17 protein-coding genes are annotated in these 21,115 nt (G+C 70.6%); 5 read left to right on the top strand and 12 right to left on the bottom strand.

The features are described 5' to 3' along the window. The first annotated feature begins 4 nt into the window (after positions 1-4). A complete protein-coding gene (locus AC4D2O_RS14980; protein ID WP_490908130.1) occupies positions 5-982 on the top strand; it encodes a GerMN domain-containing protein in 978 nt (325 codons plus the stop codon). An 8-nt stretch (positions 983-990) separates the two neighbouring features. Here the strand turns inward: AC4D2O_RS14980 and AC4D2O_RS14975 are convergent, their stop codons facing one another. The 3 genes from AC4D2O_RS14975 to hrcA form a co-directional block, all read right to left on the bottom strand. Then, positions 991-1,758: a 16S rRNA (uracil(1498)-N(3))-methyltransferase gene (locus tag AC4D2O_RS14975; protein WP_490908129.1), complete on the bottom strand. Its 768-nt coding sequence runs from the start codon at positions 1,756-1,758 to the stop codon at positions 991-993. Between the two features lie 2 nt (positions 1,759-1,760). Then, positions 1,761-2,891 (bottom strand): molecular chaperone DnaJ, encoded by a 1,131-nt coding sequence (gene dnaJ / locus AC4D2O_RS14970; protein ID WP_490908128.1) that lies wholly within the window; start codon positions 2,889-2,891, stop codon positions 1,761-1,763. Between the two features lie 87 nt (positions 2,892-2,978). Further along, entirely contained in the window at positions 2,979-3,992 is a 1,014-nt protein-coding gene (gene hrcA / locus AC4D2O_RS14965) for a heat-inducible transcriptional repressor HrcA (protein WP_334209997.1), read from the bottom strand. Positions 3,993-4,169: 177 nt separating this feature from the next. Between hrcA and AC4D2O_RS14960 the strand changes: the two genes are divergently transcribed. Both AC4D2O_RS14960 and AC4D2O_RS14955 read left to right on the top strand, forming a co-directional pair. After that, entirely contained in the window at positions 4,170-5,021 is an 852-nt protein-coding gene (locus AC4D2O_RS14960; protein ID WP_490908127.1) for a DUF3097 family protein, read from the top strand. Positions 5,022-5,100: 79 nt separating this feature from the next. Beyond that, positions 5,101-5,517: a DUF4870 domain-containing protein gene (locus tag AC4D2O_RS14955; protein ID WP_490908126.1), complete on the top strand. Its 417-nt coding sequence runs from the start codon at positions 5,101-5,103 to the stop codon at positions 5,515-5,517. Positions 5,518-5,524: 7 nt separating this feature from the next. Here the strand turns inward: AC4D2O_RS14955 and hemW are convergent, their stop codons facing one another. Both hemW and lepA read right to left on the bottom strand, forming a co-directional pair. Continuing rightward, a complete protein-coding gene (hemW, locus tag AC4D2O_RS14950; protein WP_490908125.1) occupies positions 5,525-6,754 on the bottom strand; it encodes a radical SAM family heme chaperone HemW in 1,230 nt (409 codons plus the stop codon). Between the two features lie 30 nt (positions 6,755-6,784). Beyond that, a complete protein-coding gene (lepA, locus tag AC4D2O_RS14945; RefSeq protein ID WP_490908124.1) occupies positions 6,785-8,638 on the bottom strand; it encodes a translation elongation factor 4 in 1,854 nt (617 codons plus the stop codon). Between the two features lie 302 nt (positions 8,639-8,940). On the opposite strand from lepA, the gene AC4D2O_RS14940 reads away from it, so the two are divergent. Beyond that, positions 8,941-9,474, top strand: coding sequence for a type II toxin-antitoxin system PemK/MazF family toxin (locus tag AC4D2O_RS14940; RefSeq protein ID WP_490908123.1), 534 nt, complete (start codon positions 8,941-8,943; stop codon positions 9,472-9,474). Between the two features lie 167 nt (positions 9,475-9,641). After that, the gene (rpsT, locus tag AC4D2O_RS14935) at positions 9,642-9,902 is read left to right on the top strand and encodes a 30S ribosomal protein S20 (protein ID WP_307083029.1); all 261 of its coding nucleotides are present in this window, start codon (positions 9,642-9,644) and stop codon (positions 9,900-9,902) included. Between the two features lie 98 nt (positions 9,903-10,000). Here the strand turns inward: rpsT and holA are convergent, their stop codons facing one another. From holA to AC4D2O_RS14900, 7 genes are all read right to left on the bottom strand, one after another. After that, entirely contained in the window at positions 10,001-11,014 is a 1,014-nt protein-coding gene (gene holA, locus AC4D2O_RS14930; protein WP_490908122.1) for a DNA polymerase III subunit delta, read from the bottom strand. Positions 11,015-11,105: 91 nt separating this feature from the next. After that, entirely contained in the window at positions 11,106-13,652 is a 2,547-nt protein-coding gene (locus AC4D2O_RS14925; protein ID WP_490908121.1) for a ComEC/Rec2 family competence protein, read from the bottom strand. Between the two features lie 7 nt (positions 13,653-13,659). Then, complete coding sequence (locus tag AC4D2O_RS14920) at positions 13,660-14,835, bottom strand: ComEA family DNA-binding protein (RefSeq protein ID WP_490908120.1); 1,176 nt, start codon at positions 14,833-14,835, stop codon at positions 13,660-13,662. A gap of 157 nt (positions 14,836-14,992) precedes the next feature. Then, the gene (locus AC4D2O_RS14915) at positions 14,993-15,847 is read right to left on the bottom strand and encodes a DegV family protein (protein WP_490908119.1); all 855 of its coding nucleotides are present in this window, start codon (positions 15,845-15,847) and stop codon (positions 14,993-14,995) included. 40 nt (positions 15,848-15,887) lie between these two features. Next, positions 15,888-18,386, bottom strand: coding sequence for a leucine--tRNA ligase (gene leuS, locus AC4D2O_RS14910; RefSeq protein WP_490908118.1), 2,499 nt, complete (start codon positions 18,384-18,386; stop codon positions 15,888-15,890). A gap of 340 nt (positions 18,387-18,726) precedes the next feature. Next, positions 18,727-20,244, bottom strand: a complete 1,518-nt coding sequence (glpK, locus tag AC4D2O_RS14905) for a glycerol kinase GlpK (protein WP_490908117.1) — start codon at positions 20,242-20,244, stop codon at positions 18,727-18,729. A gap of 74 nt (positions 20,245-20,318) precedes the next feature. Next, the gene (locus tag AC4D2O_RS14900) at positions 20,319-21,065 is read right to left on the bottom strand and encodes an MIP/aquaporin family protein (protein ID WP_490908159.1); all 747 of its coding nucleotides are present in this window, start codon (positions 21,063-21,065) and stop codon (positions 20,319-20,321) included. Positions 21,066-21,115 lie beyond the last annotated feature (50 nt).

Raw genomic sequence — 21,115 nt, 5'->3', positions numbered from 1 at the left:
CGGCATGAGTGAGCAGGATCCCCTGAAGAGGAGTCGCCTCGGGCTGCCCGGTATCCTCTTCGTCTCCGGCGGGGTGCTCGTCGCGAGCACGGTGTTCATCGTCCCGAACGCCGGTCTGCTCCAGGGCGCGGGGCCCAGCACGGCCATCGCCGAGCCCGTCCCGACGTCCTCCGTGGAAGGTGCCGGCCCTTCCGGTCCCCCGATCCGGACGCAGGGCGCGGCGGCCGGCCCCGCCGGGTCGGCGCAGGCGCTCCTGCCCGTGTACTGGCTCGGGGACGTCGAGGGCGACGACCGGCTGTTCCGCGAATTCCTCCCGGCTCCCGAGGGGTCCACCGGCGATCCCATTGCCGACGCGGTGCGGCTCATGACCGGGGGCACGCCCCTCGACCCCGACTACCGGTCCCCATGGCAGCAGGCCTCGAGCGTGCGCTCGGCGATCTCCACGAAGAACGTCATCACGCTCGACATCTCCGCCGACGCGTTCGCGCCACGGCTCGACGAGGACGCGGCCCGCCTGGCGCTGCAGCAGCTCGTCTTCACCGCGACCGCGGCCGCTGCCAACGCGGGCCTGATCCCGGGCGGCGAGGCGAGTTCCGTCGTCGTCCTCGTCGACGGGGCCGCGGATATCCGCGCCTTCGATGCCATCGACCTGGTGGGCGAGTGGACGCGGGACACCGAGCTTCTCGCGCCGGTCTGGATCATCGATCCCCAGCAGGACGTGGAAGCCGACACCTCCGGCCTGATCATCCACGGCACGGGCCACTCCTCCGAGGAATCCGTCGCGTGGCGCATCGACCGCAGCCTGGACGGCTCGGCGGGCGGACGCACGGGCCTCTTCCTTGACGGGTCGGTGGACATCACCCCGGAGGACGGTGCCTACTCCTTCTCCGTGACGCTGCCGGCGGGTCGGTACGAGATTACGGTGTCCGTGCCCGAGGGTGACGGGGAGGCACACGACTCCAAGAGCGTCGTGGTCAGGTAGGGCGGTGACTACCAGCGGCCGAGCAGGTGGTTCAGCAGGACGAGGGCAGCCGGCCCGGCCGACGACGACCGCAGGACATGGGGTCCCAGGCGAGCCGTGTGCGCTCCGGCGTCCCGGAGCTTGCCGAGCTCGGCGTCGCTGATGCCGCCCTCGGGCCCCACGACGACGGCCGTGGAGGACGGCTCGTCGAGTCCGCCGGAGAGGCGCAGCGCCGACACCCGGTCCGCCAGGGAGGCCCCCGCGTCCTCGTGGAGCACGACCAGCCGGTCCACCGACGCCGCCCAGGCGGCGAGCCCGGAGGTGTCCAGCACACCGTGCACATCGGGGACGAACGAGCGGCGGGACTGCTTGGCGGCCGCGCCGACGAGCGATACCCACTTCTGCCGGCCCTTCTCGGCCTTGTCGCCTCGCCACCGGACGATGCTGCGCTCCGCGTGCCAGGGCACGACGCCGTCGACGCCGAGTTCGGTGGCCGCCTCGACGGCCTGCTCGTCGCGGCTGCCCTTGGCCAGGGCCTGCACGAGCACGAGGCGATGCCGCGGCGCCGGATCCTGTCCCGCCGTCTCGACACGGAGCTCGACCGTACCCGTCCCGACCGCGGCGATCACGCCACCGATCCGGTAGCCGGCGCCGTCGGAGACATCGATGCGCTCCCCCGCGACGAGCCGGCGCACGGTCGCGGCGTGGCGCCCCTCGTCACCGCCGAGGACGAAGGCTGCACCGGGCTCGGCCGACCGGACCTGGTCGGCCGGCCCGAAGAAGAGGGGTCTCGTCATGCTCAGCGGTTCCCGAGGCGCTCCCGGAGGCGAGCGAACACGCCGGAGCCGCTGCTGGCGAGCTGCCCGTCCGTGTACTCCTCGCCGCGCAGTTCCGCGAGCCGGCGCAGGAGCTCCTCCTGCTGGTGGTCGATGTTGCGCGGGGTCTCGACGTTGAGGTGGACGCGGAGATCCCCCCTGCCCTGGCCGCGGAGGTGCGTGACGCCGAGGCCCCGCAGTGTCACGATCTCCCCGGCCTGCGTCCCGGGCTTGATCACGAGCTCCTGGTCGCCGTCGTAGGTGTCGAGGTGCACGCTGGTCCCGAGCGCGGCCGCCGTCATGGGGACGCTGAGGGTCACGTGCAGATCGTCGCCATCGCGGAGGAAGGTCGAATCGGTGTTGACGCGGATCTCCACGTAGAGGTCGCCCTGCGGCCCGCCGGCGATGCCGGCCTCGCCCTGTCCTGCGAGCTGGATGCGCGTGCCCGTGCCGACGCCGGCGGGGACCTTGATGGTCAGGGTGCGGCGCGCCCGGATGCGGCCCTCACCGCTGCATTCGTGGCAGGGGCTCGGGATCACGGTGCCGTAGCCCTGGCAGGTGCCGCAGGGCGCGCTCGTCATGACCTGGCCGAGGATGGACCGCACGGCGCGCTGGACCTGGCCGGAACCGCCGCAGATGTCGCAGGTGCGCACGGACGTGCCGGGCTGGCAGCAGCTGCCGTCGCACGTGGGGCACACCTCCGCGGTGTCCACCTCGATCTTCTTGTTGGCGCCGAACACGGCGTCCTTCAGGTCGATCCGCACATTGATCAGGGCGTCCTGCCCCCGGCGGGTCCTGGTCGGGGCGCCGGCCTGCTGGCCGCCCCCGCCGAAGAAGGTCTCGAAGATGTCCTGGAACGCGAACCCGGAGCCCGAGTAGCCGGCGCCGTAGCCGTTGTCCGTGCCGTTCTCGTTGCCCGTGGTGTCGTAGACCCGGCGCTTCTGGGGGTCCGAGAGCACCTCGTAGGCGTGCGTGACGCGCTTGAAGTCCTCCGCGGCGTCCTCCCCGGTGTTCACGTCCGGGTGGAGCTTGCGCGCCAGCTTGCGGTACGCCTTCTTGATCTCCTCGCCGGTCGCACCCTGCGCCACACCGAGGACCTCATAGTGATTACTCACTCGTGCACATCACTTCCTGTTGGAGACTGCTGTCTGCTGCTCGCCGTTGCCGGCGGAAATTGTCTGGCTGCCCCGGAGGGCACTCGCCTACTCCTCGAGGATCCTCGAGAGGTAGCGGGCGACGGCGCGCACGGCGGCCATCGTCGTCGGGTAGTCCATGCGGGTGGGTCCGAGGACCCCGAGCTTCGCACCGGCGTCCGGTCCGTAGCCCGTCGCGACGACGGAGGCCCCCGACAGGCCGCCGTACGGGTTCTCGCTCCCGATCCTCACCGAGATGCCGCGGGCGTCGTACTCCATCTCGGACAGGAGCCTCAGCATCACCACCTGCTCTTCGAGCGCCTCGAGCACGGGGCCGATACTCAGGGGGAAGTCGCCGGTGGAGCGGGCGAGGTTCGCCGTGCCCGCCAGCAGGATCCGGTCGTCGCGGCCGAGCCCTGCGAGCTGTTCGAGTGCCCTGATGATCGTACCCCCGTGCGCCCTCAGCGCGGGGGGCAACTGCGACAGGGCGACCCCGAGCTCGGCGGGCAGCGCCGCGAGCTTCATGCCGGACACCGCGGAGAGGATGCGCTGCCTGAGGTCCGCGAGCTCGGCCTCCTGGATCGCGGCGGGCGTCCGCACGATGCGCTGCTGCACGGTGCCGTTGCTCGCGATGAGGACCACGAGGATCTGCTGCGGCGCGAGGAGCACGAACTCGATGTGCCTCACGGACGCTCCCCCGACCCGGGGGAACTGCACGACGGCGACCTGGTTCGTGAGCTGCGCGAGCAGACGCACGGTGCGGTCCATGACGTCGTCGAGGTCTTCCGCGCCCTCGAGGAGCGTCTGGATGGCCTTCTTCTCGGGGGCCGAGAGCGGCTTCACCTCGGAGATACGGTCGACGAACAGGCGGTAGCCCTTGTCCGTGGGGATGCGGCCCGAGCTGGTGTGGGGGGCCGCGATGAGGCCCTCCTCCTCGAGGACGGCCATGTCGTTGCGGATCGTGGCGGACGAGACGCCCAGCCCGTGGCGGTCGACGAGGGCCTTGGAGCCGACGGGCTCCCGGGAATGGACGTAGTCCTCGACGATGGCCCGGAGCACCTCCAGGCGTCGTGGTTCACTCATTCCTGTGTCACCTCCGGGTCTGTTCCCTTCCCTCACGAGCGCGGCGGGCGCGTGGTTCCGAGCGGTTAGCACTCGACACGCCCAAGTGCCAAGTCTAGTACGTCCGCAGCGATTGTTAGCATTGGGACCCGGGCCGCGGCACACCGCCGGCGCCCTTACCGGAAGGGCAGGCTCGGCATGGACTACGGCTGGGGAGCACAGGACATCGCGGCTCCCAGGCGGGTCGCCCTGCCCGACGTCCCGGTCGAGAAGGACATGGTCCTGGAGGACGTGCAGAGCGGTTTCGTCGGTGCTGTGGTCCGCGTCGAGAAGTCCGGCGGGTTGCACGTCATGGTGCTCGAGGACCGGCGTGGGAAGAAGCGCACCTTCCGGCTCGGCCACGGATTCCTCCTGGACGGCGCGCCCGTGCACGTCGTCGCGCCCGTGACGCGCGCCGCGCCGGCCTCCACCCGCACCGCCTCCGGTTCCGTCCGGGTCGACGGGGCCCGCGCGCGGACGGCGCGCGCCAGCCGGATCTGGGTCGAGGGCAAGCACGACGCCGAGCTGGTCGAGAAGGTCTGGGGCGACGACCTCCGGCTCGAGGGCATCGTCGTGGAACCGCTGCACGGCGTCGACGACCTCGAGGGGGCCGTGCGGGCGTTCGGGCCGGGACCGCAGCGCCGGCTCGGGATCCTCGTCGACCACCTGCTGCCGCAGACCAAGGAATGGCGCATCGCGCAGCAGGCCATGACCGTGCCCGGCGCCCGCGACCACGTCCTGATCGTGGGCCACCCCTACGTGGACGTCTGGCAGGCCGTGAAGCCGGCGGCTCTCGGACTCGACGCCTGGCCCGTGGTGCCGCGCCACCAGGACTGGAAGACGGGCATCCTCGCCGGTCTCGGCTGGCCGCACCACGATCAGGCCGCCGTCGCGCACGGGTGGAAGCGGATCCTCGCGGGCGTCAGCACGTACGCCGACCTGGAGCCGTCGCTGCTGGGCCGTGTCGAGGAGGTCATCGACTTCCTGACCGCTCCGCCCGGGACCACGTGAGCCGGACGGCCCGGGCCACCACGTATCCTTGGAGCACACTCCGGGGGAGAGTTTCCACCAGTTACCAAAGGAATCGAAGTTGTCCAACACCGCCGACCACCAGCACCACGGCCGGAACGAATCCCGCCCCGCGTTCGAGGGGATCCCGGCCACCGCACTCCCCCTGACGGCGTCGGAGGACCGGCAGTACGCCACGCTGGCACACTTCGGCGGGATCCTGGGCTTCATCCCCTCCCTGCTGATCTACCTCATCTTCAAGGACCGTGGCCCGTTCACCGCGCAGGAGTCCAAGGAGGCGCTGAACTTCACGCTTCCGCCGACGGCCCTGGCCCTCGTGGCATGGCTCCTGTCGCTCGTCCCGGACATCGGGGGCGTCTTCGCCGTCGTCAACGCGCTCATCTGGGTCGTCATCACGATCTTCTCGGTCAATGCGGGCATCCACGTCAACCGGGGGCGGCCGTACCGGTACGCCCTGAACCTGCGCCTGATCCGCTGAGCGGACGTCAGTCCGGCAGCAGTCGCCGCACGACGGCGTCCGCGAGCAGCCTGCCGTCGAGGGTCAGGACCACGCGGCCCGCGAACGCGGCGGCCGGGTCCACGAGTCCGTCGGCGATCAGCCCCGCGACGGCCCTGCGCCCCGGCGTCGTCAGCGACTCCGTGGGTAGCCCCTCGCGCAGCCGCACGCGCAGCATGACGTCCTCGACGTAGCGGTCCTCCGCGGACAGCACCTCGCGCCCCGCAGCAGGTGAGCGGCCGACACCGAGCGCCTCCGCGTAGGGTCGCGGGTGCTTGACGTTCCACCAGCGGGTGCCGCCGACATGGGAGTGCGCGCCCGGACCGGCCCCCCACCAGTCGCTGCCGCGCCAGTAGGCCAGATTGTGCCGGCACTCGTCCGCGGGGGTCCGCGCCCAGTTGCTCACCTCGTACCAGTGGAGGCCGGCGGCCGTGAGCATCTCCTCGGCGAGGGCGTACTTGTCAGCGTGGTCGTCGTCGTCGATGGGCGGCACCTGGCCGCGCCGGATCCGCGAGGCGAGCCGTGTTCCGTCCTCGATGATGAGGGCGTAGGCGGAGATGTGGTCGGGACCGTAGGACAGCGCGGTGGCGAGCGACGTGCGCCAGTCCTCGAGCGACTCCCCCGGCGTGCCGTAGATCAGATCGAGGCTGACGCTGAGGCCGGCCTCGCGCGCCCACTGCACGGCCTGCGGCACGCGCTCGGGTGAGTGCGTGCGGTCGAGCACCGCGAGGACGTGCGGGACGGCCGACTGCATGCCGAAGGACACCCGGGTGAACCCGGCGTCGCGCAGGATCCGCAGCGATTCGGGGGTGACGGAGTCGGGATTGGCCTCGGTGGTGACCTCGGCGTCCGGAGCCAGCCCCCACGTGGCACGCGCCGCACGGAGGATCGAGGCGAGGTCGTCGGCGGGGAGCAGCGTCGGGGTCCCGCCGCCGAAGAAGACGGTGGAGAGGGGGCGGGCCGGTACCCCGGAGGACTCGAGGACTCGGGCCCCGAGGGCGATCTCCTCGAGCACCGATCCCGCGTAGGCGTCCTGCGACGCTCCGCCGCCGAGCTCGGTGGCCGTGTACGTGTTGAAGTCGCAGTAGCCGCAGCGGACGGCGCAGAAGGGGATGTGCACGTACAGGCAGAAGGCACGCTCGAGCGCTCCGTCCGCCGCCGCGGGCGGCAGGAGGCCGTCGTCGGGTGCCGGCAGGCCGAGCGGCAGGGCGCTAGGCATGCCGGCGGGTCCCCTGGTAACCGATCCGCGTCACTTCTTCGCTTTGTCCTTCGACTCGTCGGAGGACAGGGCTGCGATGAAGGCTTCCTGGGGGACCTCGACGCGGCCCACCATCTTCATGCGCTTCTTGCCCTCCTTCTGCTTCTCGAGGAGCTTGCGCTTGCGGGTGATGTCTCCGCCGTAGCACTTTGCCAGGACGTCCTTGCGGATGGCCCTGATGCTCTCGCGCGCGATGATCCGCGCCCCGATGGCGGCCTGGATGGGCACCTCGAACTGCTGGCGCGGGATGAGCTCGCGCAGCTTGCCCGTCATCATCACGCCGTACGCGTAGGCCTTGTCCCGGTGGGTGATGGCACTGAAGGCGTCCACCTGCTCGCCCTGCAGGAGGATGTCCACCTTGACGAGGTCGGCCACCTGGTCGCCGTCGGCTTTCCAGTCGAGGGAGCCGTAGCCGCGGGTCTTCGACTTCAGGAGGTCGAAGAAGTCGAAGACGATCTCCGCGAGGGGCAGCCGGTAGCGGATCTCGACGCGGTCCTCGGACAGGTAGTCCATGCCGCCGAGCACGCCGCGGCGTTGCTGGCACAGCTCCATGATGGCGCCGATGAACTCCGACGGCGCGAGGATGGTCGCGGATACCATCGGTTCGCGCACCTCTGCGATCTTGCCCACCGGGTACTCGCTCGGGTTGGTGACCCTGAGGGCACGCTTGTCCTCGAGGGTCACCTCGTACTCGACGTTGGGCGCCGTGGAGATCAGGTCGAGGTTGTACTCCCGCTCGAGGCGCTCGCGCGTGATCTCGAGGTGCAGCAGTCCCAGGAAGCCGACACGGAAACCGAACCCGAGCGCTGCGGACGTCTCCGGCTCGTACACCAGGGCGGCGTCGTTCAGGGTGAACTTGTCCAGGGCGTCGCGCAGCACGGGGTAGTCCGTACCGTCGAGGGGGTAGAGCCCGGAGAAGACCATCGGCTTGGGGTCCTGGTAGCCGCCGAGCGACTCCGCGGCCGGCTTGGCGAGATTGGTGACGGTGTCGCCGACCTTCGACTGGCGGACGTCCTTGACGCCGGTGATGAGGTAGCCCACCTCGCCCACGCCCAGGCCCTTGGACGGCGTCGGCTCGGGAGAGCTGACACCGATCTCGAGCAGCTCATGACTTGCCCGGGTGGACATCATCTGGATGCGCTCGCGGGGGCTCAGCTTGCCGTCGACGACCCTCACGTAGGTGACGACGCCGCGGTAGGTGTCGTAGACGGAGTCGAAGATCATGGCGCGGGCGGGTGCGTCAGGATTCCCGGTGGGGGCGGGGAGGTCGCGGACGATCTTGTCCATGAGCACCTCGACGCCCATGCCGGTCTTGCCGGACACCCTCAGCACGTCCTCCGGTTCGCCGCCGATCAGGCTCGCCAGTTCCGCGGCATACTTCTCGGGCTGGGCGGCCGGCAGGTCGATCTTGTTCAGCACGGGGATGATCGTGAGGTTGTTCTCCATCGCGAGGTACAGGTTCGCGAGTGTCTGGGCCTCGATACCCTGCGCCGCGTCGACGAGCAGGATCGCGCCTTCACAGGCCGCGAGGGAGCGGGAGACCTCATAGGTGAAGTCGACGTGCCCCGGCGTGTCGATCATGTTCAGCGCGTAGGCGGTGCCGTCGACCTCCCACGGCAGGCGCACGGCCTGGGACTTGATGGTGATGCCGCGCTCGCGCTCGATATCCATCCGGTCGAGGTACTGCGCCTTCATGTCCCGCTGCTCCACGGCTCCGGTGAGCTGGAGCATGCGGTCCGCCAGCGTGGACTTCCCGTGATCGATGTGGGCGATGATGCAGAAATTCCTGATGATCGCCGGATCGGTGGCGGCGGGCACCGGCGCGGTGCGGGCCATGGGTGACACGTAGGTTCCTCACTGTTACGGGACAGGGCCGGCGTGCAGTCCGCAGCCGGGCCGTCGTCGACGGTGGCCGGGCTGGTCCGCGCCGTTTCACTCCCCTTAGTGTCCCACGTGGCCGGGCGGCCACGGCAACCGCGCCGGTACGTCACGGTCCGTCGCACTTCGCCACGGTAAGTCGTTGTCCGCCACGGTCCGGCTGGGCTGGGCAGCCACTCACCTCTGCAGTAAGTGCTGTTCGTGCACCTCGGATGCCGCTCGGGTGGCCGCTCGGGCGCTGCGGCCGGTGCTCGCCTAGGATCCCTTCCATGGCCATCACCCTGAGCTCGCTCCTGTCCCTGGCACGCCGCGTGGTCCGCGGCATCGAGAGCGCACCGCCCGCGCAGGTGCCGGGTCGCCGTCCGCCCCGGAAGCGCGGCGGCTCCGCGGGGCAGGCAGCCCCTGCTACCCGGGCGGCCGGCAGACGCCGGACCGCCGCGCTGGCCTACTCCCCCTCGAGTGACGGGAATCCCGATCCCGGAGAGATCGTGTGGACGTGGGTGCCCTACGAGGACGACCCCGGGCAGGGCAAGGACCGCCCTGTGCTCCTGATCGGGCGGGAGGGGCGCGACCTGCTGGGCCTCATGCTGACCAGCCGCGACCGGAACAACACCCGGGAGCACGACGGCCGGTACGTCGACATCGGCACGGGCGCCTGGGACCGGCAGGGCCGTCCGAGCGAGGTGAAGGTCGACCGGCTCCTGCGGGTCTCCCCCGCAACGATCCGGCGCGAAGGATCCGTGCTCCCGCGGGACCGCTTCGAGCGCGTCGTCGCGGCGCTCCCCGACGATCTCCTCGCCTGACGGCGGATCGGGTTCCCGCGGTCTTTCTGGTAACCTGTATAGCTGTGTGTCCGCGCAGGTCTTCGGGCACTTTGGCCGATCGCCACACGGTATCCCCACGCCGTCCAGTCTCTGATCGGCCGAAATACCCTCACGACCAGTCCGCAATACAAAGAAAGATCTCATTCGTGGCAAATATCAAGTCCCAGAAGAAGCGCATCCTCACCAACGAAAAGGCGAGGCAGCGCAACAACTCGGTCAAGTCCGAGCTCAAGACCGCCATCCGCGCCGTGAACACGGCCGTCGAGGGCGCTGACAAGGACGCTGCTGCAACGGCACTCCAGACCGCCAGCCGCAAGCTCGACAAGGCTGTCAGCAAGGGCGTGCTGCACAAGAACAACGCAGCGAACCGCAAGTCCGCGATCTCCAAGAAGGTCAACGCGCTCTAAGCTGCGGATCCTTCATCGAAGGGCCGGCTCCCGCAAGGGAGCCGGCCCTTCGGCGTTCAACGGCCCGCCCTGACGGACGGGCCGGCAGAACCAACTGCTCAGCCGTCGCCCAGCGCGATGACCGTCACGGCCCGCTCGACGGCGTAGACCGGGTCCCGTGACGCGCCCTTCACCTGCGCGTCGGCCTCCGCCAGTGCACGGATACACCGGGCCAGGGCGTCCGAGCTGAAGCGCTGCGCTTCCCGGCGTGCCTGGTCCACCTGCCAGGGCGCCATCCCCAGGTCCTTGGCGAGCTGTACCGACGATCCCCTGACACCGTGGACCTTCGCGACCGCGCGGACCTTCATGGCGAGCGCCGCGACGATGGGCACGGGGTCGGCGCCCGTCGCGAGGGCATGGCGCAGCATCGACAGTGCCTGCGCGGTGCGTCCGGCGAGAGCCGCGTCGGCGACCTTGAAGCCCGTCGCCTCGACACGCCCCCCGTAGTACTTCTCGACCGTCTCGACGGACACGTCGCCCGCGGTGTCGGCCATCAGCTGCTGACACGCTGCCGCGAGCTCCGGAAGCTGCGAACCGACCGCAGCGACGAGTGCTCGCACCGCGTCGGCGTCGATGCGCCGTCGCGCCAGGCGGAACTCGGTGGTGACGAACTCGGCCTTCTCGCCGTCCTTCTTCAGTGGCTGGCAGTCGACGATGGTCGCTTTCGCCGCCTTCACGGCGTCCAGCAGCTTCTTCCCGCGGTTCCCACCGGAATGGCGCATCACGAGGACGACGTCGGGTGCCGGGTCGGTGAGGTAGGCGAGCGTGTCGACCAGGAAAGCGTCGTTCATCTGCGCCAGGCCCGCTACCTCGATGACCTTCCAATCGCCGAACAGGGATGGGCTCGCGTGCATGAGCAGGGTGCCGGCCTCGTAGGATCCGGCGTCGAAACGGACGAGTTCGGCATCGGGCTGCGCTGCGCGGACCTGGCCGCGGATCGATTCGGCCGTCTTCGCCGCGAGGTAGTCCTCGGGCCCCGACAGCAGGACGACGGCGGCCGGCTTGACGTCCCGCCACGATGTGGGCGCAGGACTCGGACCGCTGGTGCGGCCGGCCGGGGATCTTGTTGCCACGGGGCGGGCTTCCTTCCGTCAGGTGCACTCCTACTCTGTCATGGCCCCGCGGCGCCTCAAAGCCGCAGCGCTCCCTGACGCGGCGGCCTCATCACAGCGGCCTGACCTCGAGGGTGCTGCCCACGACGTCGACGAGGAAGGTGCCCAACTGGTCCGTGCGGGCGGTGGCCGTCCGTGTGCGGTCGAGAGCGTCCAGGATGCTCGGGTGGGGGTGGCCGTAATCGTTGGCCTCCCCCACGGAGATGAGCGCCAGGCGCGGATGCACGGCGTCCAGCAGCGCCGTACCCCCGTTCCTGGCTCCATGGTGGGCGACCTTGAGGACCTCCACGCCGTCCGTGCGCAGCGAGGACAGGCCAGACAGCAGCACCGCCGCCGCGTCCTCCTCCAGGTCGCCCATGAGCAGGATCGTCAGAGGGCCACGGGCCGTGTGCGCCATGACCTCGAGCACCGCGCTCGCGTTGTTCTCCTCCGGCGGCACGGCGCCCTCCCTGGGCCACAGGACGTCGACGTGCAGCGGGGCGAGATCGAGCGCCGACGCGCTGTCCAATTGCACGGCGCGCACCCCGCCCGCCGTCGCTGCATCCTGCACCTCCACCGGCAGCCGGTCCTCCCCCGTGGAGAAGTAGAGCGCCGTCAGGGTCCTCCCCCGGACCGCGCCCTCGACGCCGCCGTAGTGGTCCTCGTGGAGATGCGTGATGACCAGCGCATCGATCACCTCGACGCGCAGGGCGTCCAGGCACCGGTCCATCGCCTCGGGGTCCGGGCCGGCGTCGACGACGAGCGCGTGACCCGGCGTGGTCCTCACCACGACGGCGTCGCCCTGGCCGACGTCGCACATGGCGAGGACCCAGGAATGTGCCCCCGGTACACCGGCACGCCCGGCGAGCACCGAGGCCGCGGCCAGACCCAGCAGGCAGCCGAGGAGAGCGGCGAGCAGCATGACCCGACTCCGACTCCGAGCCCCATTCCGGCCTTGCGCACGGCCGGACCGGCTCGATGTCGGCTCCTCGGGGCCCGCGCGGGTGCTGAAAGCTCGTCCGCCGCGGCGTAGCCACCGAGCGACGCCGGCATCCCGGCGGATCACCAGCACCAGCGCCGCGGACACCAGGGCCGCGATCACCGCCCCCGGCACGCCCGGCACCCAGGGCAGCGACGCCGCCGGTGCGGCGGCCAGGGTCTCAGCGACGCCCGCGACCCAGCTCGTGCCCACCTGAGCGGCGGTCACGAGGGGCGGCGCCAGGATCGGAACGGCGACCAGCGTGAGCGCCGCCGCCATCCCCAGCAGGGTGATCGCCGGGACCACGGGTGAGGCGAGGATGTTGGCCGGCAGCGAGTAGACGGGAAGGGAGGGCTGGATCAGGACGAGGATCGGCGTGCAGAAGAGCTGCGCCGTCAGGGGGATGGCGAGCAGTTGCGCGAGAAGCCGTGGTACCGCCCGCTCGAAGGTCTCCACCATCGCCGGGCCCGCGGTGACGAGTCCGAGGGTCGCCGCCACGGAGAGCGTGAACGCGAAGGACACCGCGAGCCAGGGGTCGACCGCGAGCAGGATGATGATGGACAGCATCAGCAGGGTCAGGGACACCCGGCCCCTGCCGGAGAGGACGGCGGCCACGCCGATACCGCCCATCACCGCTGCACGGAGGACGCTCGGTTCCGGTCCCACCAGCAGCACGAAACACACGAGGGCCACGACCGCGCCGACCGCCGCCGGCAAGCGGGGTAGGCGGGCCGCCCGCAGCCCGAGGAAGGCGAAGGCGATCACGTAGGAGCAGTTGGCGCCGCTGACGGCGGTGAGGTGCGTCATGCCCGTTGCCTTCATGTCCGCCTCGAGGCCGGGCTCGAGCCCCGCCCGGTCACCGAGCGCCATGCCTGGGAGCAGCCCGCCGTCGCGGTCGTCGCGCGACGCCAGGTCCCGGAAATCTGCCCGAAGGTCCGACGTATAGGCGATCCATCCCCGGGCGCCCTGGATGGTGGGCGCGCTCGCAGGCAGGAAGACGGCGGTGGCCCGGCCGACCCGATCGGACTGCTTAGCGGTGCCGGGCACCCGCGCGATGTCTCCCGTGCCCACGGCTCCCCAGGGCCCCGACCCGAGGATCACCACCGGGGTGGCGGAGGTGAAGGCCCTGCCGTGCAGCACCCCGCCGATCACGTCCGCATCGATTAGATACCTCGTCCCTCCACCGAAGGCGCCCGCCGCGAGTGGCGACGGCTGGCCGGTCATGCGGAGCACGGCGGTGAACGTGGTGCCATTACGGACCGCGTCGTCCACCGGGCCGGCCGCCGCGCGGTCGAGACTCCCTCCCGCAGCGAGCAGGACCAGAGCCACGGACGCCGCAGGAGGGATGGCCTGGGCGGGCACCAGCAGCCACGCACGGCGGGATCGCGGGGGCACGAGGAAGATCAGGCAGGCCAGGAGCAGGGCAACGGCAGCGGCGACCAGTCCTGCCGCCGTCACTGCCGCGGCCCCGCCGTGGATTGCGGCGCCGGCGGCGGCCCATGCGGCGGCCGCCGAGGGTACGAGGCGCAGGTCCCGTCGCAGCGGGAGCTGCCCGGTGGGACCGCCCTCACGGGCGCCGTCCGCTGGAGGCCGCCGACCTGCTGCTGCCCCGTGCCCGCCACGGTCCGGTGTCCCCCTCATGTCCTCCTCACCGCGCCACGATGAGGGGGAGGATCCCGTCGAGTAGCGCCGGTCCGATCCCGGGAACGGCGTCGATGTCCGACGCCTGCACGAAGGGCCCGTGCTCGTCCCGCCAGTCGATGATCCGCTGCCCCAGCACGGGTCCGACCCGCGGAAGGGATTCGATGTCCGCGAGAGAGGCGGTGTTGATGTCGAGGACCCCGGCCGGACCGGCGCTCCCCCCGGTGGCACCCGTGGCTCCGCCGGGCACCGCTCCCGATGCCGTCCCCGGCACGCTCCCTGTCCCGGACGCGTCCGGTTGGGGCTGGTCGGGCCTCGGCTCCTCGCCGACGGCCAGGAGGTGCACGTGCTGCCCGTCGGAGGGGGTGGCCGCGAGGTTGATGCCTTCGAGGTCCGCCCCGGGAAGCGCACCGCCGGCCTGCTCGACGACTTCGAACAGGCGCGTCCCGATGGGTACCGTCACGACGCCGGGCGATGCCACCGCCCCCGTCACGTACACGACGACAGTCCCGCCGGCGGGTGCGTCGCCCCGGGGCGCGTCCGCTGACGCGCGCGGCGCCACGCCATGCCAGACGTCGCTTCCCGTGGGCGCTCCCTCAGAAGCGCCCACGTTCGCCGAGGTCCCGCCCCCGGCGTCCTGCGGTGCAGCGCCGCCACCTGACGCGCGGTCCGCCGGGGCGCCGTCACCCCGGCCCTGCGTCGGCCCGTCGTCGAGCGGCGCGGACTCCTCTGCGCCGTCGAGCTGTACCGAGACGGCGGCGGCCGGCGGCTCGGAACTGCGCATCAGGAAGAGCGCGGCCCCGACGGCCAGGGCCACGCCGAGGAACACTAGCGCTGCCGAACGCGCCACCCGCCACTGGAGCGCCCGGGGTTCCGGCGGTGTCCGCGGTTCCCGCCCGACCACGCTGCGCGGCGACACCGCGCACCGCGATCCTCGCGGCCGGCGGGACGCGCTCCCTCCATCGGCGTCGGCGTCGGGGTCCTCCGCGAGCCCCGCGGCATCGGGGTCCGCGTACTCCGCGTAGTCCGCATACTCCGTGCACTCCGCACGGTCGACGTCCCCGGCCACGGATCTCCCGGCTGGGTGCGCGCGGGACGAACCCTCATCGAGCGGCACGGAGTCGGGTACGTGGGGTGGCGGCTCCCACGCGTCGCCGGCCGTCGGCCATCGGTGCTTTCCCATCAGGCCACGCTAGGAGCCGGGTACCCACTGCCGGCCCGGCGCGGGCGCTATGTGGACATCCTGACCCGGCCGGTTACCCGGCCGTCCGGTCACCCCGCGCTGACGATCACCCCGCGCTGACGATCACCCCGCGCTGACGATCACCCCGCGCTGACGGTCACCCGGCGCTGACGGTGACGGCCACGACGCCGAGCCCCGCGTGCGCGGCCAGCACCGAGGGGCACGGCGCCGTCGACACACGGCCCGAGCCGGCCATGATCTGCAGCCGGTCCGCAAGGGCGTCCGCCTCGTCCTCGTTGCCGAAATGGTGGACGGTCAGATGGATGCCGCCGGTCCGGCCCGCCACGTCGGCCTCGACGAGTTCCTGGAGTCGCTGCATCCCGCGGGCAGCCGACCGCATCCGCTCGAGCGGCACCAGCCGCCCGCCCTGGACACGCAGGATCACCCGGACGGACAGCAGGGTGCCGAGCCACGCGGCAGCGGCGGTGATCCTCCCGCCGCGGCGCAGCTGCTCGAGGCTCGGGACGTAGAAGTAGAGGCTGGAGCCGCGGGCCGCGATGGCGGCAGCCGCGGCCGAGGCCTGCAGGTCCCCGCCGGAATCGGCCGTCGCCAGGGCCGCGAGGGCCGCGCGACCCTGGGCCATCCCGGCGGTCCGCGTGTCGATCACCTCGACCGGTACGGTCGCGCGTGACGCCGCCAGGCGTGCCGCCTCGACCGTGCCGGACAGCAGCCCCGATAGGTGCACGGACACGATTCCGTCGTAGCCCTCCTCTGCCAGCTGACCGTACACCCGCTCGAACTGGCCCGGTGACGGCCTGGAGGTGCGCACGTCGGACCCGGCGGCGAGGGCGAGCATGAGCGGCGCAGTGACGTCGTCGTGCTCGCCGGTCAGGATCTCGTCGCCCACGAGGACCGGCATGGCGACTACGCGCACGCCCTCGGCGGGGCCGCCCGGTTCGCTCCACCCGGGAGCGAAGCCGGCGGCCGAATCGGTGACGACGGCTATGCGCACGGGAGCACTCCCGCGCGCATGGCCGCCCCGTCCTCGTTCATCAGGCCGGCACGATGTTGACCAGTTTCGGCGCCCGCACGATCACCGTCCGGATACCGCGACCGTCCAGCACGCGCTGCACCTGCTCGCTGGCCAGCGCGAGCTCGCGCAGGTCGTCCTCGGCGATGTCCGGGGACACCGTCAGGCGGTCACGCACCTTGCCCTGCACCTGGACGACGGCGACGACGGTCTCCTGCGTGAGCAGGGCAGGATCAACAGCGGGCCAACCCGCGGTGGCAACCGTGGCCTCGTGTCCCAGCCGGTTCCAGAGGTCCTCCGCCGTGTAGGGCGCGAAGAGGCTGAGGAGGATCGCCACGGCCTCGGTGGCCTCCCTGACCGCGGGGTCCGCACCGCCGGCACCGGAGTCGATGGCCTTCCGCGTCGCGTTGACGAGCTCCATCAGCTTGGCGATCACCACGTTGAACTTGTTGGCCTCCATGAGCTCGGCGGCCTCGGCCACCGTCCGGTGCGTGACCGACCGCAGAGCCCGGTCACCCGAGGCCGGATCGGCTCCGATCGCACTCGTCACGTCGTTGCCGAGGCGCCAGGCACGCGCCAGGAACTTCGCGGAGCCCGACGGCGAGACGTCCGCCCAGTCGACGTCGTCCTCGGGCGGGGACGCGAACACCATGGTGAGGCGGACGGCGTCCACCCCGTAGCGGTCGAGCTGCTCGCCCAGGTCCACGCCGTTGCCGAGCGACTTGCTCATCGCCTTGCCGCCGTTGAGGACCTGGCCCTGGTTCAGCAGGGCGCTGAAGGGCTCGGTGAAGCCGACCATCCCGAGGTCGAACAGGACCTTCGTGAAGAACCTGCTGTACAGCAGGTGCAGGATGGCGTGCTCCACCCCGCCCACGTACTGGCCGACCGGCAGCCAGCGGTTGACCGCCTCGGTGTCGAAGGGCGCCGTCTCCAGGTGCGGGTTCACGAAGCGGAGGTAGTACCAGGACGAGTCGACGAAGGTGTCCATGGTGTCGGTGTCACGCTTCGCTGCGCCGCCGCAGGACGGGCAGGACACGTTGACCCACTCCTCGACAGCGGCCAGCGGGGAGGTGCCCTTGGGTGCCAGGGACTCGCCGCGCAGCCCCTCGGGCAGCGTGACGGGCAGCTGGTCGTCCGGTACCGGGACCTCCCCGCAGGACGGGCAGTGGATGATCGGGATGGGCGTTCCCCAGAAGCGCTGGCGGGACAGCAGCCAGTCGCGGAGGCGGTAGTTGACGGTGTGCTCGCCGGTGCCCTGCTCCTCGATGAGCTCGACGGCGCGCCGGATGGCGGCCGTCTTGTCCAGCCCGGTCAGTTCACCGGAGTTCACGAGGGTCCCCTCGCCCGTGGTCGCCACGCCGGTGGCGGTCGCGTCCTCCGCCCCGGTGTCGACGACGGTGCGCACGGGCAGGTCGAAGGCTCGGGCGAAGTCGAGGTCGCGCTGGTCGTGCGCGGGCACGGCCATGATGGCGCCGGTCCCGTAGTCGGCCAGGACGTAGTCTGCGGCCCAGACGGGGAGCTTCTCGCCGTTCAGGGGGTTGACGGCGTAGCGACCGGTGAAGATCCCGGTCTTCTCCCGCTCGGTGGCCTGCCGCTCGATCTCGGACAGGCCCTTGACCTGCTCGCGGTACTCCTCCAGGGCGGCTCGGCGGTCGGGCGTGACCAGCTCGAGGGCGAGGTCCGCATCGGCCGCGACGACGAAGAACGTCGCCCCGTACAGCGTGTCGGGTCGCGTGGTGAAGACCGGGACGTCCGACGCCGGCAGGTCCGCGTCGGCTTCGATGCGGAACCGCACGTGCGCTCCCTCGGAGCGGCCGATCCAGTTGCGCTGCATCGCGAGCACGCGCTCAGGCCAGTGGCCCTTCAGCTGCTCCATGTCGTCGATCAGGCGGTCGGCGTAGTCCGTGATCCTGAAGTACCACTGGTTGAGGTTCTTCTTGGTCACCATGGTCCCGCAGCGGTCGCAGGCGCCGTTGATGACCTGCTCGTTGGCGAGGACGGTCTGGTCCTTCGGGCACCAGTTCACCGGCGAGTTGCGGCGGTAGGCGAGGCCCTTCTGGAAGAACCGGACGAACAGCCACTGCGTCCAGCGGTAGTACTCGGGATCCGAGGTGTGCAGGCGGCGCTCCCAGTCCGCGCTGATGGCATAGCGCCTGAACGAGTGGGCCTGCGTCTCGATGTTCGCGTAGGTCCACTCCGCCGGGTGCGCATTGCGCTTGATGGCGGCGTTCTCCGCCGGCAGACCGAAGGAGTCCCAGCCGATCGGGTGCAGGACGTCGAAGCCCTTCTGCCGGTAGTACCGTGCGGCGACGTCGCCCATGGCGAAGGCCTCCGCGTGCCCCATGTGGAGGTCGCCGGAGGGGTAGGGAAACATGTCGAGCACGTAGCGCCGCTCCCGCGTGCCGTCGTCCGCCGGGGCGAACGCCTGGAGCTCGTCCCAGACCGCCGGCCAGCGCGCCTCGATGGCGGCGACGTCGTAGGTGTTCTCGTCCGGCTGGGCGACCTCGGGGTTGGTGCTCACTGTATGACCTGTCCTATCGGTGGAACCTGGTGGATCTCGTGGAACCTGGTGGTACCTGGTGGAACGAATGGATCTGCTGCCGCGTCCGCCGGTCCGTCCCGCGGGAAGGACCGGCGGTGTCCGGAGCATCCGGCGCCGGACACACAAAAGCCCCTCACACAGGAGGGGCCGCCGCACGGTCGATACCGTGCGGCTAGGTAAGCAGGAGGTTCCGGGGCATGCGTCCACCTTAGCAGTGCGCGGCAGCGGGCCGGTGCGGGACCGACGACGGCGCCCGGCCCGTCGGGAGACGGACCGGGCGCCGCGTTCGTGGTGCCGCGAGCCCCGGAAGGCGCCGGTGCTAGCTGACGTCCTCGTCGACCCAGTCGAAGGTCTTCGTGACGGCCTTCTTCCACAGGCGCAGCTGGCGGTCGCGTTCGGCGTCGTCCATGGACGGGCTCCAGCGCTTGTCCTCGGCCCAGTTGGTCGCGAGCTCGTCGGTGTCCTTCCAGAACCCGACGGCGAGGCCCGCGGCGTAGGCGGCGCCGAGCGCCGTGGTCTCCGTGACCTTCGGCCGGATCACGGGGATGCCGAGGATGTCAGCCTGGAACTGCATGAGGGCGTCGTTGGCGACCATCCCGCCGTCGACCCTGAGGTCCTCCATGTTGACACCGGAGTCGGCGTTCGCGGCGTCCAGCACCTCGCGGGTCTGGAACGCCGTCGCCTCCAGTGCCGCACGGGCGATATGACCCTTGTTGACGAACCGGGTCAGGCCGACGATCGCCCCGCGGGCGTCGGAGCGCCAGTACGGCGCGAACAGGCCGGAGAATGCGGGGACGATGTAGACGCCGCCGTTGTCCTCCACCGTCGTGGCGAGCTGCTCGACCTCGGGGGCGCTCTTGATGATGCCCAGGTTGTCCCGGAGCCACTGGATGAGCGAACCCGTGACGGCGATCGATCCCTCCAGCGCATAGACGGGCTTCGCGTCGCCGAGCCGGTAGCAGACCGTGGTGAGCAGGCCGTTCTTGGAGTGCACGATCTCCTCGCCGGTGTTCACGATCATGAAGTTGCCGGTGCCGTAGGTGTTCTTCGCGCCACCCTTGTCGAACGCGGCCTGACCGAAGGTCGCCGCCTGCTGGTCACCGAGGATGCCGGCGACCGGCACCTCGCGGAGGAGCTGCGAGGTGTGGACGGTGCCGTAGACCTCGGAGGAGGACTTGATCTCGGGCATCATCGACGCCGGGACGCCGAAGTCGGCGAGGATCGACTCGTCCCAGGAGAGGGTCTCGAGGTCCATGAACAGCGTGCGGGAGGCGTTGGTGACGTCGGTGATGTGCACGCCGCCGTCGGTGCCGCCGGTCAGGTTCCAGGTGACCCAGGAATCGGTGTTGCCGAACAGGAGGTCACCGGCTTCTGCCTTCTCACGCGCGCCGTCGACGTTGTCGAGGATCCACTTGATTTTCGTGCCGGAGAAGTAGGTGGCCAGCGGCAGCCCGACCTTCGCCTTGTAGCGCTCGACGCCGCCGTCCTTCGCGAGGTCGTCGACGATGTTCTGCGTCCGCGTGTCCTGCCAGACGATGGCGTTGTAGACGGCCTTGCCCGTGGTCCTGTCCCACACGACGGCGGTCTCGCGCTGGTTGGTGATACCGACGGCGGCGATGTCGTGGCGCGTGAGGTTGGCCTTGGCCAGCGCGTTGCCGATTACCTCGCGGGTGTTGTTCCAGATCTCGGCGGGATCGTGCTCCACCCAGCCGGCCTTCGGGAAGATCTGCTCGTGCTCCTTCTGGCCGGAGGACACGATGTCGCCCTTGTGGTCGAAGACGATGGCCCTGCTGGAGGTGGTGCCCTGGTCGATGGCTATGACGTACTGCTGCGACATGTCTTACTCCTTCATTGGATGTGTCGATGCGTGGCGGCTGCGCGCGGCGGCTGCAAGTAGCCGCCGAGCGGCCTCTAGGCCGGAGGAGCGGGGAACGAGACGAACTGGATGACGATGCCCGCGAGGATGCCGCCGATGATCGGTCCGACGATCGGCACCCACGCGTAGCCCCAGTCGCTGCTGCCCTTGCCCCTGATGGGGAGGATCGCGTGGGCGATCCGGGGACCGAGGTCGCGGTTCGGGTTGATGGCGTAGCCGGTGGGCCCGCCGAGCGAGGCGCCGATGCCGACGACGAGGAGCGCGACGGCGAGGGGGCCGAGGCCGGACGGCGTGTTGCCGAAGGACAGGATGACGAACACGAGCACGAAGGTGGCGATGATCTCGGTGACGAGGTTCCAGCCGTACGAGCGGATGGCGGGTCCGGTGGCGAACACCCCGAGCTTGTTGGCGGGATCCGGCTCCTCGTCGAAGTGCTGCTTGTAGGAGAGCCAGCACAGGACGGCGCCGAGGATGGAACCGATCATCTGGGCGGCCAGATAGGCCATCGCGTTGATGAAGTTCTTGTCCACGCCCCCAGCGAATTCGGCGGTATCGGAGTTGACCCAGAGACCGACCGTCACGGCGAAGTTGAGGTGGGCTCCCGAGAGCGCTGCGACGTAGACACCGGCGAAGACGGCCAGTCCCCAGCCGAAGTTGACCATGAGAAAGCCGCCGTTATTGCCCTTGGTCCTGGCGAGCGCGACATTCGCGACCACGCCCGTACCGAGCAACAGCAGCAGCATTGTGCCGAAAGCCTCGGCTACAAATACTTCCAGAGACATCATTGACTCCTCATTCTATTCATTTATTCACGGGTGCCGCCGCCTCGACG

This window comes from Arthrobacter sp. TJ-238, assembly GCF_058269215.1.
This window is presented reverse-complemented; position numbering and strand designations above follow the sequence as displayed.

Coding starts and splice junctions, on each gene's coding strand:
- AC4D2O_RS14980 (WP_490908130.1), top strand. CDS start 5: ATGAGTGAGCAGGATCCCCTGAAGAGGAGTCGCCTCGGGCTGCCCGGT.
- AC4D2O_RS14975 (WP_490908129.1), bottom strand. CDS start 1,758: ATGACGAGACCCCTCTTCTTCGGGCCGGCCGACCAGGTCCGGTCGGCC.
- hrcA (WP_334209997.1), bottom strand. CDS start 3,992: ATGAGTGAACCACGACGCCTGGAGGTGCTCCGGGCCATCGTCGAGGAC.
- AC4D2O_RS14960 (WP_490908127.1), top strand. CDS start 4,170: ATGGACTACGGCTGGGGAGCACAGGACATCGCGGCTCCCAGGCGGGTC.
- hemW (WP_490908125.1), bottom strand. CDS start 6,754: ATGCCTAGCGCCCTGCCGCTCGGCCTGCCGGCACCCGACGACGGCCTC.
- AC4D2O_RS14940 (WP_490908123.1), top strand. CDS start 8,941: ATGGCCATCACCCTGAGCTCGCTCCTGTCCCTGGCACGCCGCGTGGTC.
- AC4D2O_RS14925 (WP_490908121.1), bottom strand. CDS start 13,652: ATGAGGGGGACACCGGACCGTGGCGGGCACGGGGCAGCAGCAGGTCGG.
- AC4D2O_RS14920 (WP_490908120.1), bottom strand. CDS start 14,835: ATGGGAAAGCACCGATGGCCGACGGCCGGCGACGCGTGGGAGCCGCCA.
- glpK (WP_490908117.1), bottom strand. CDS start 20,244: ATGTCGCAGCAGTACGTCATAGCCATCGACCAGGGCACCACCTCCAGC.
- AC4D2O_RS14900 (WP_490908159.1), bottom strand. CDS start 21,065: ATGTCTCTGGAAGTATTTGTAGCCGAGGCTTTCGGCACAATGCTGCTG.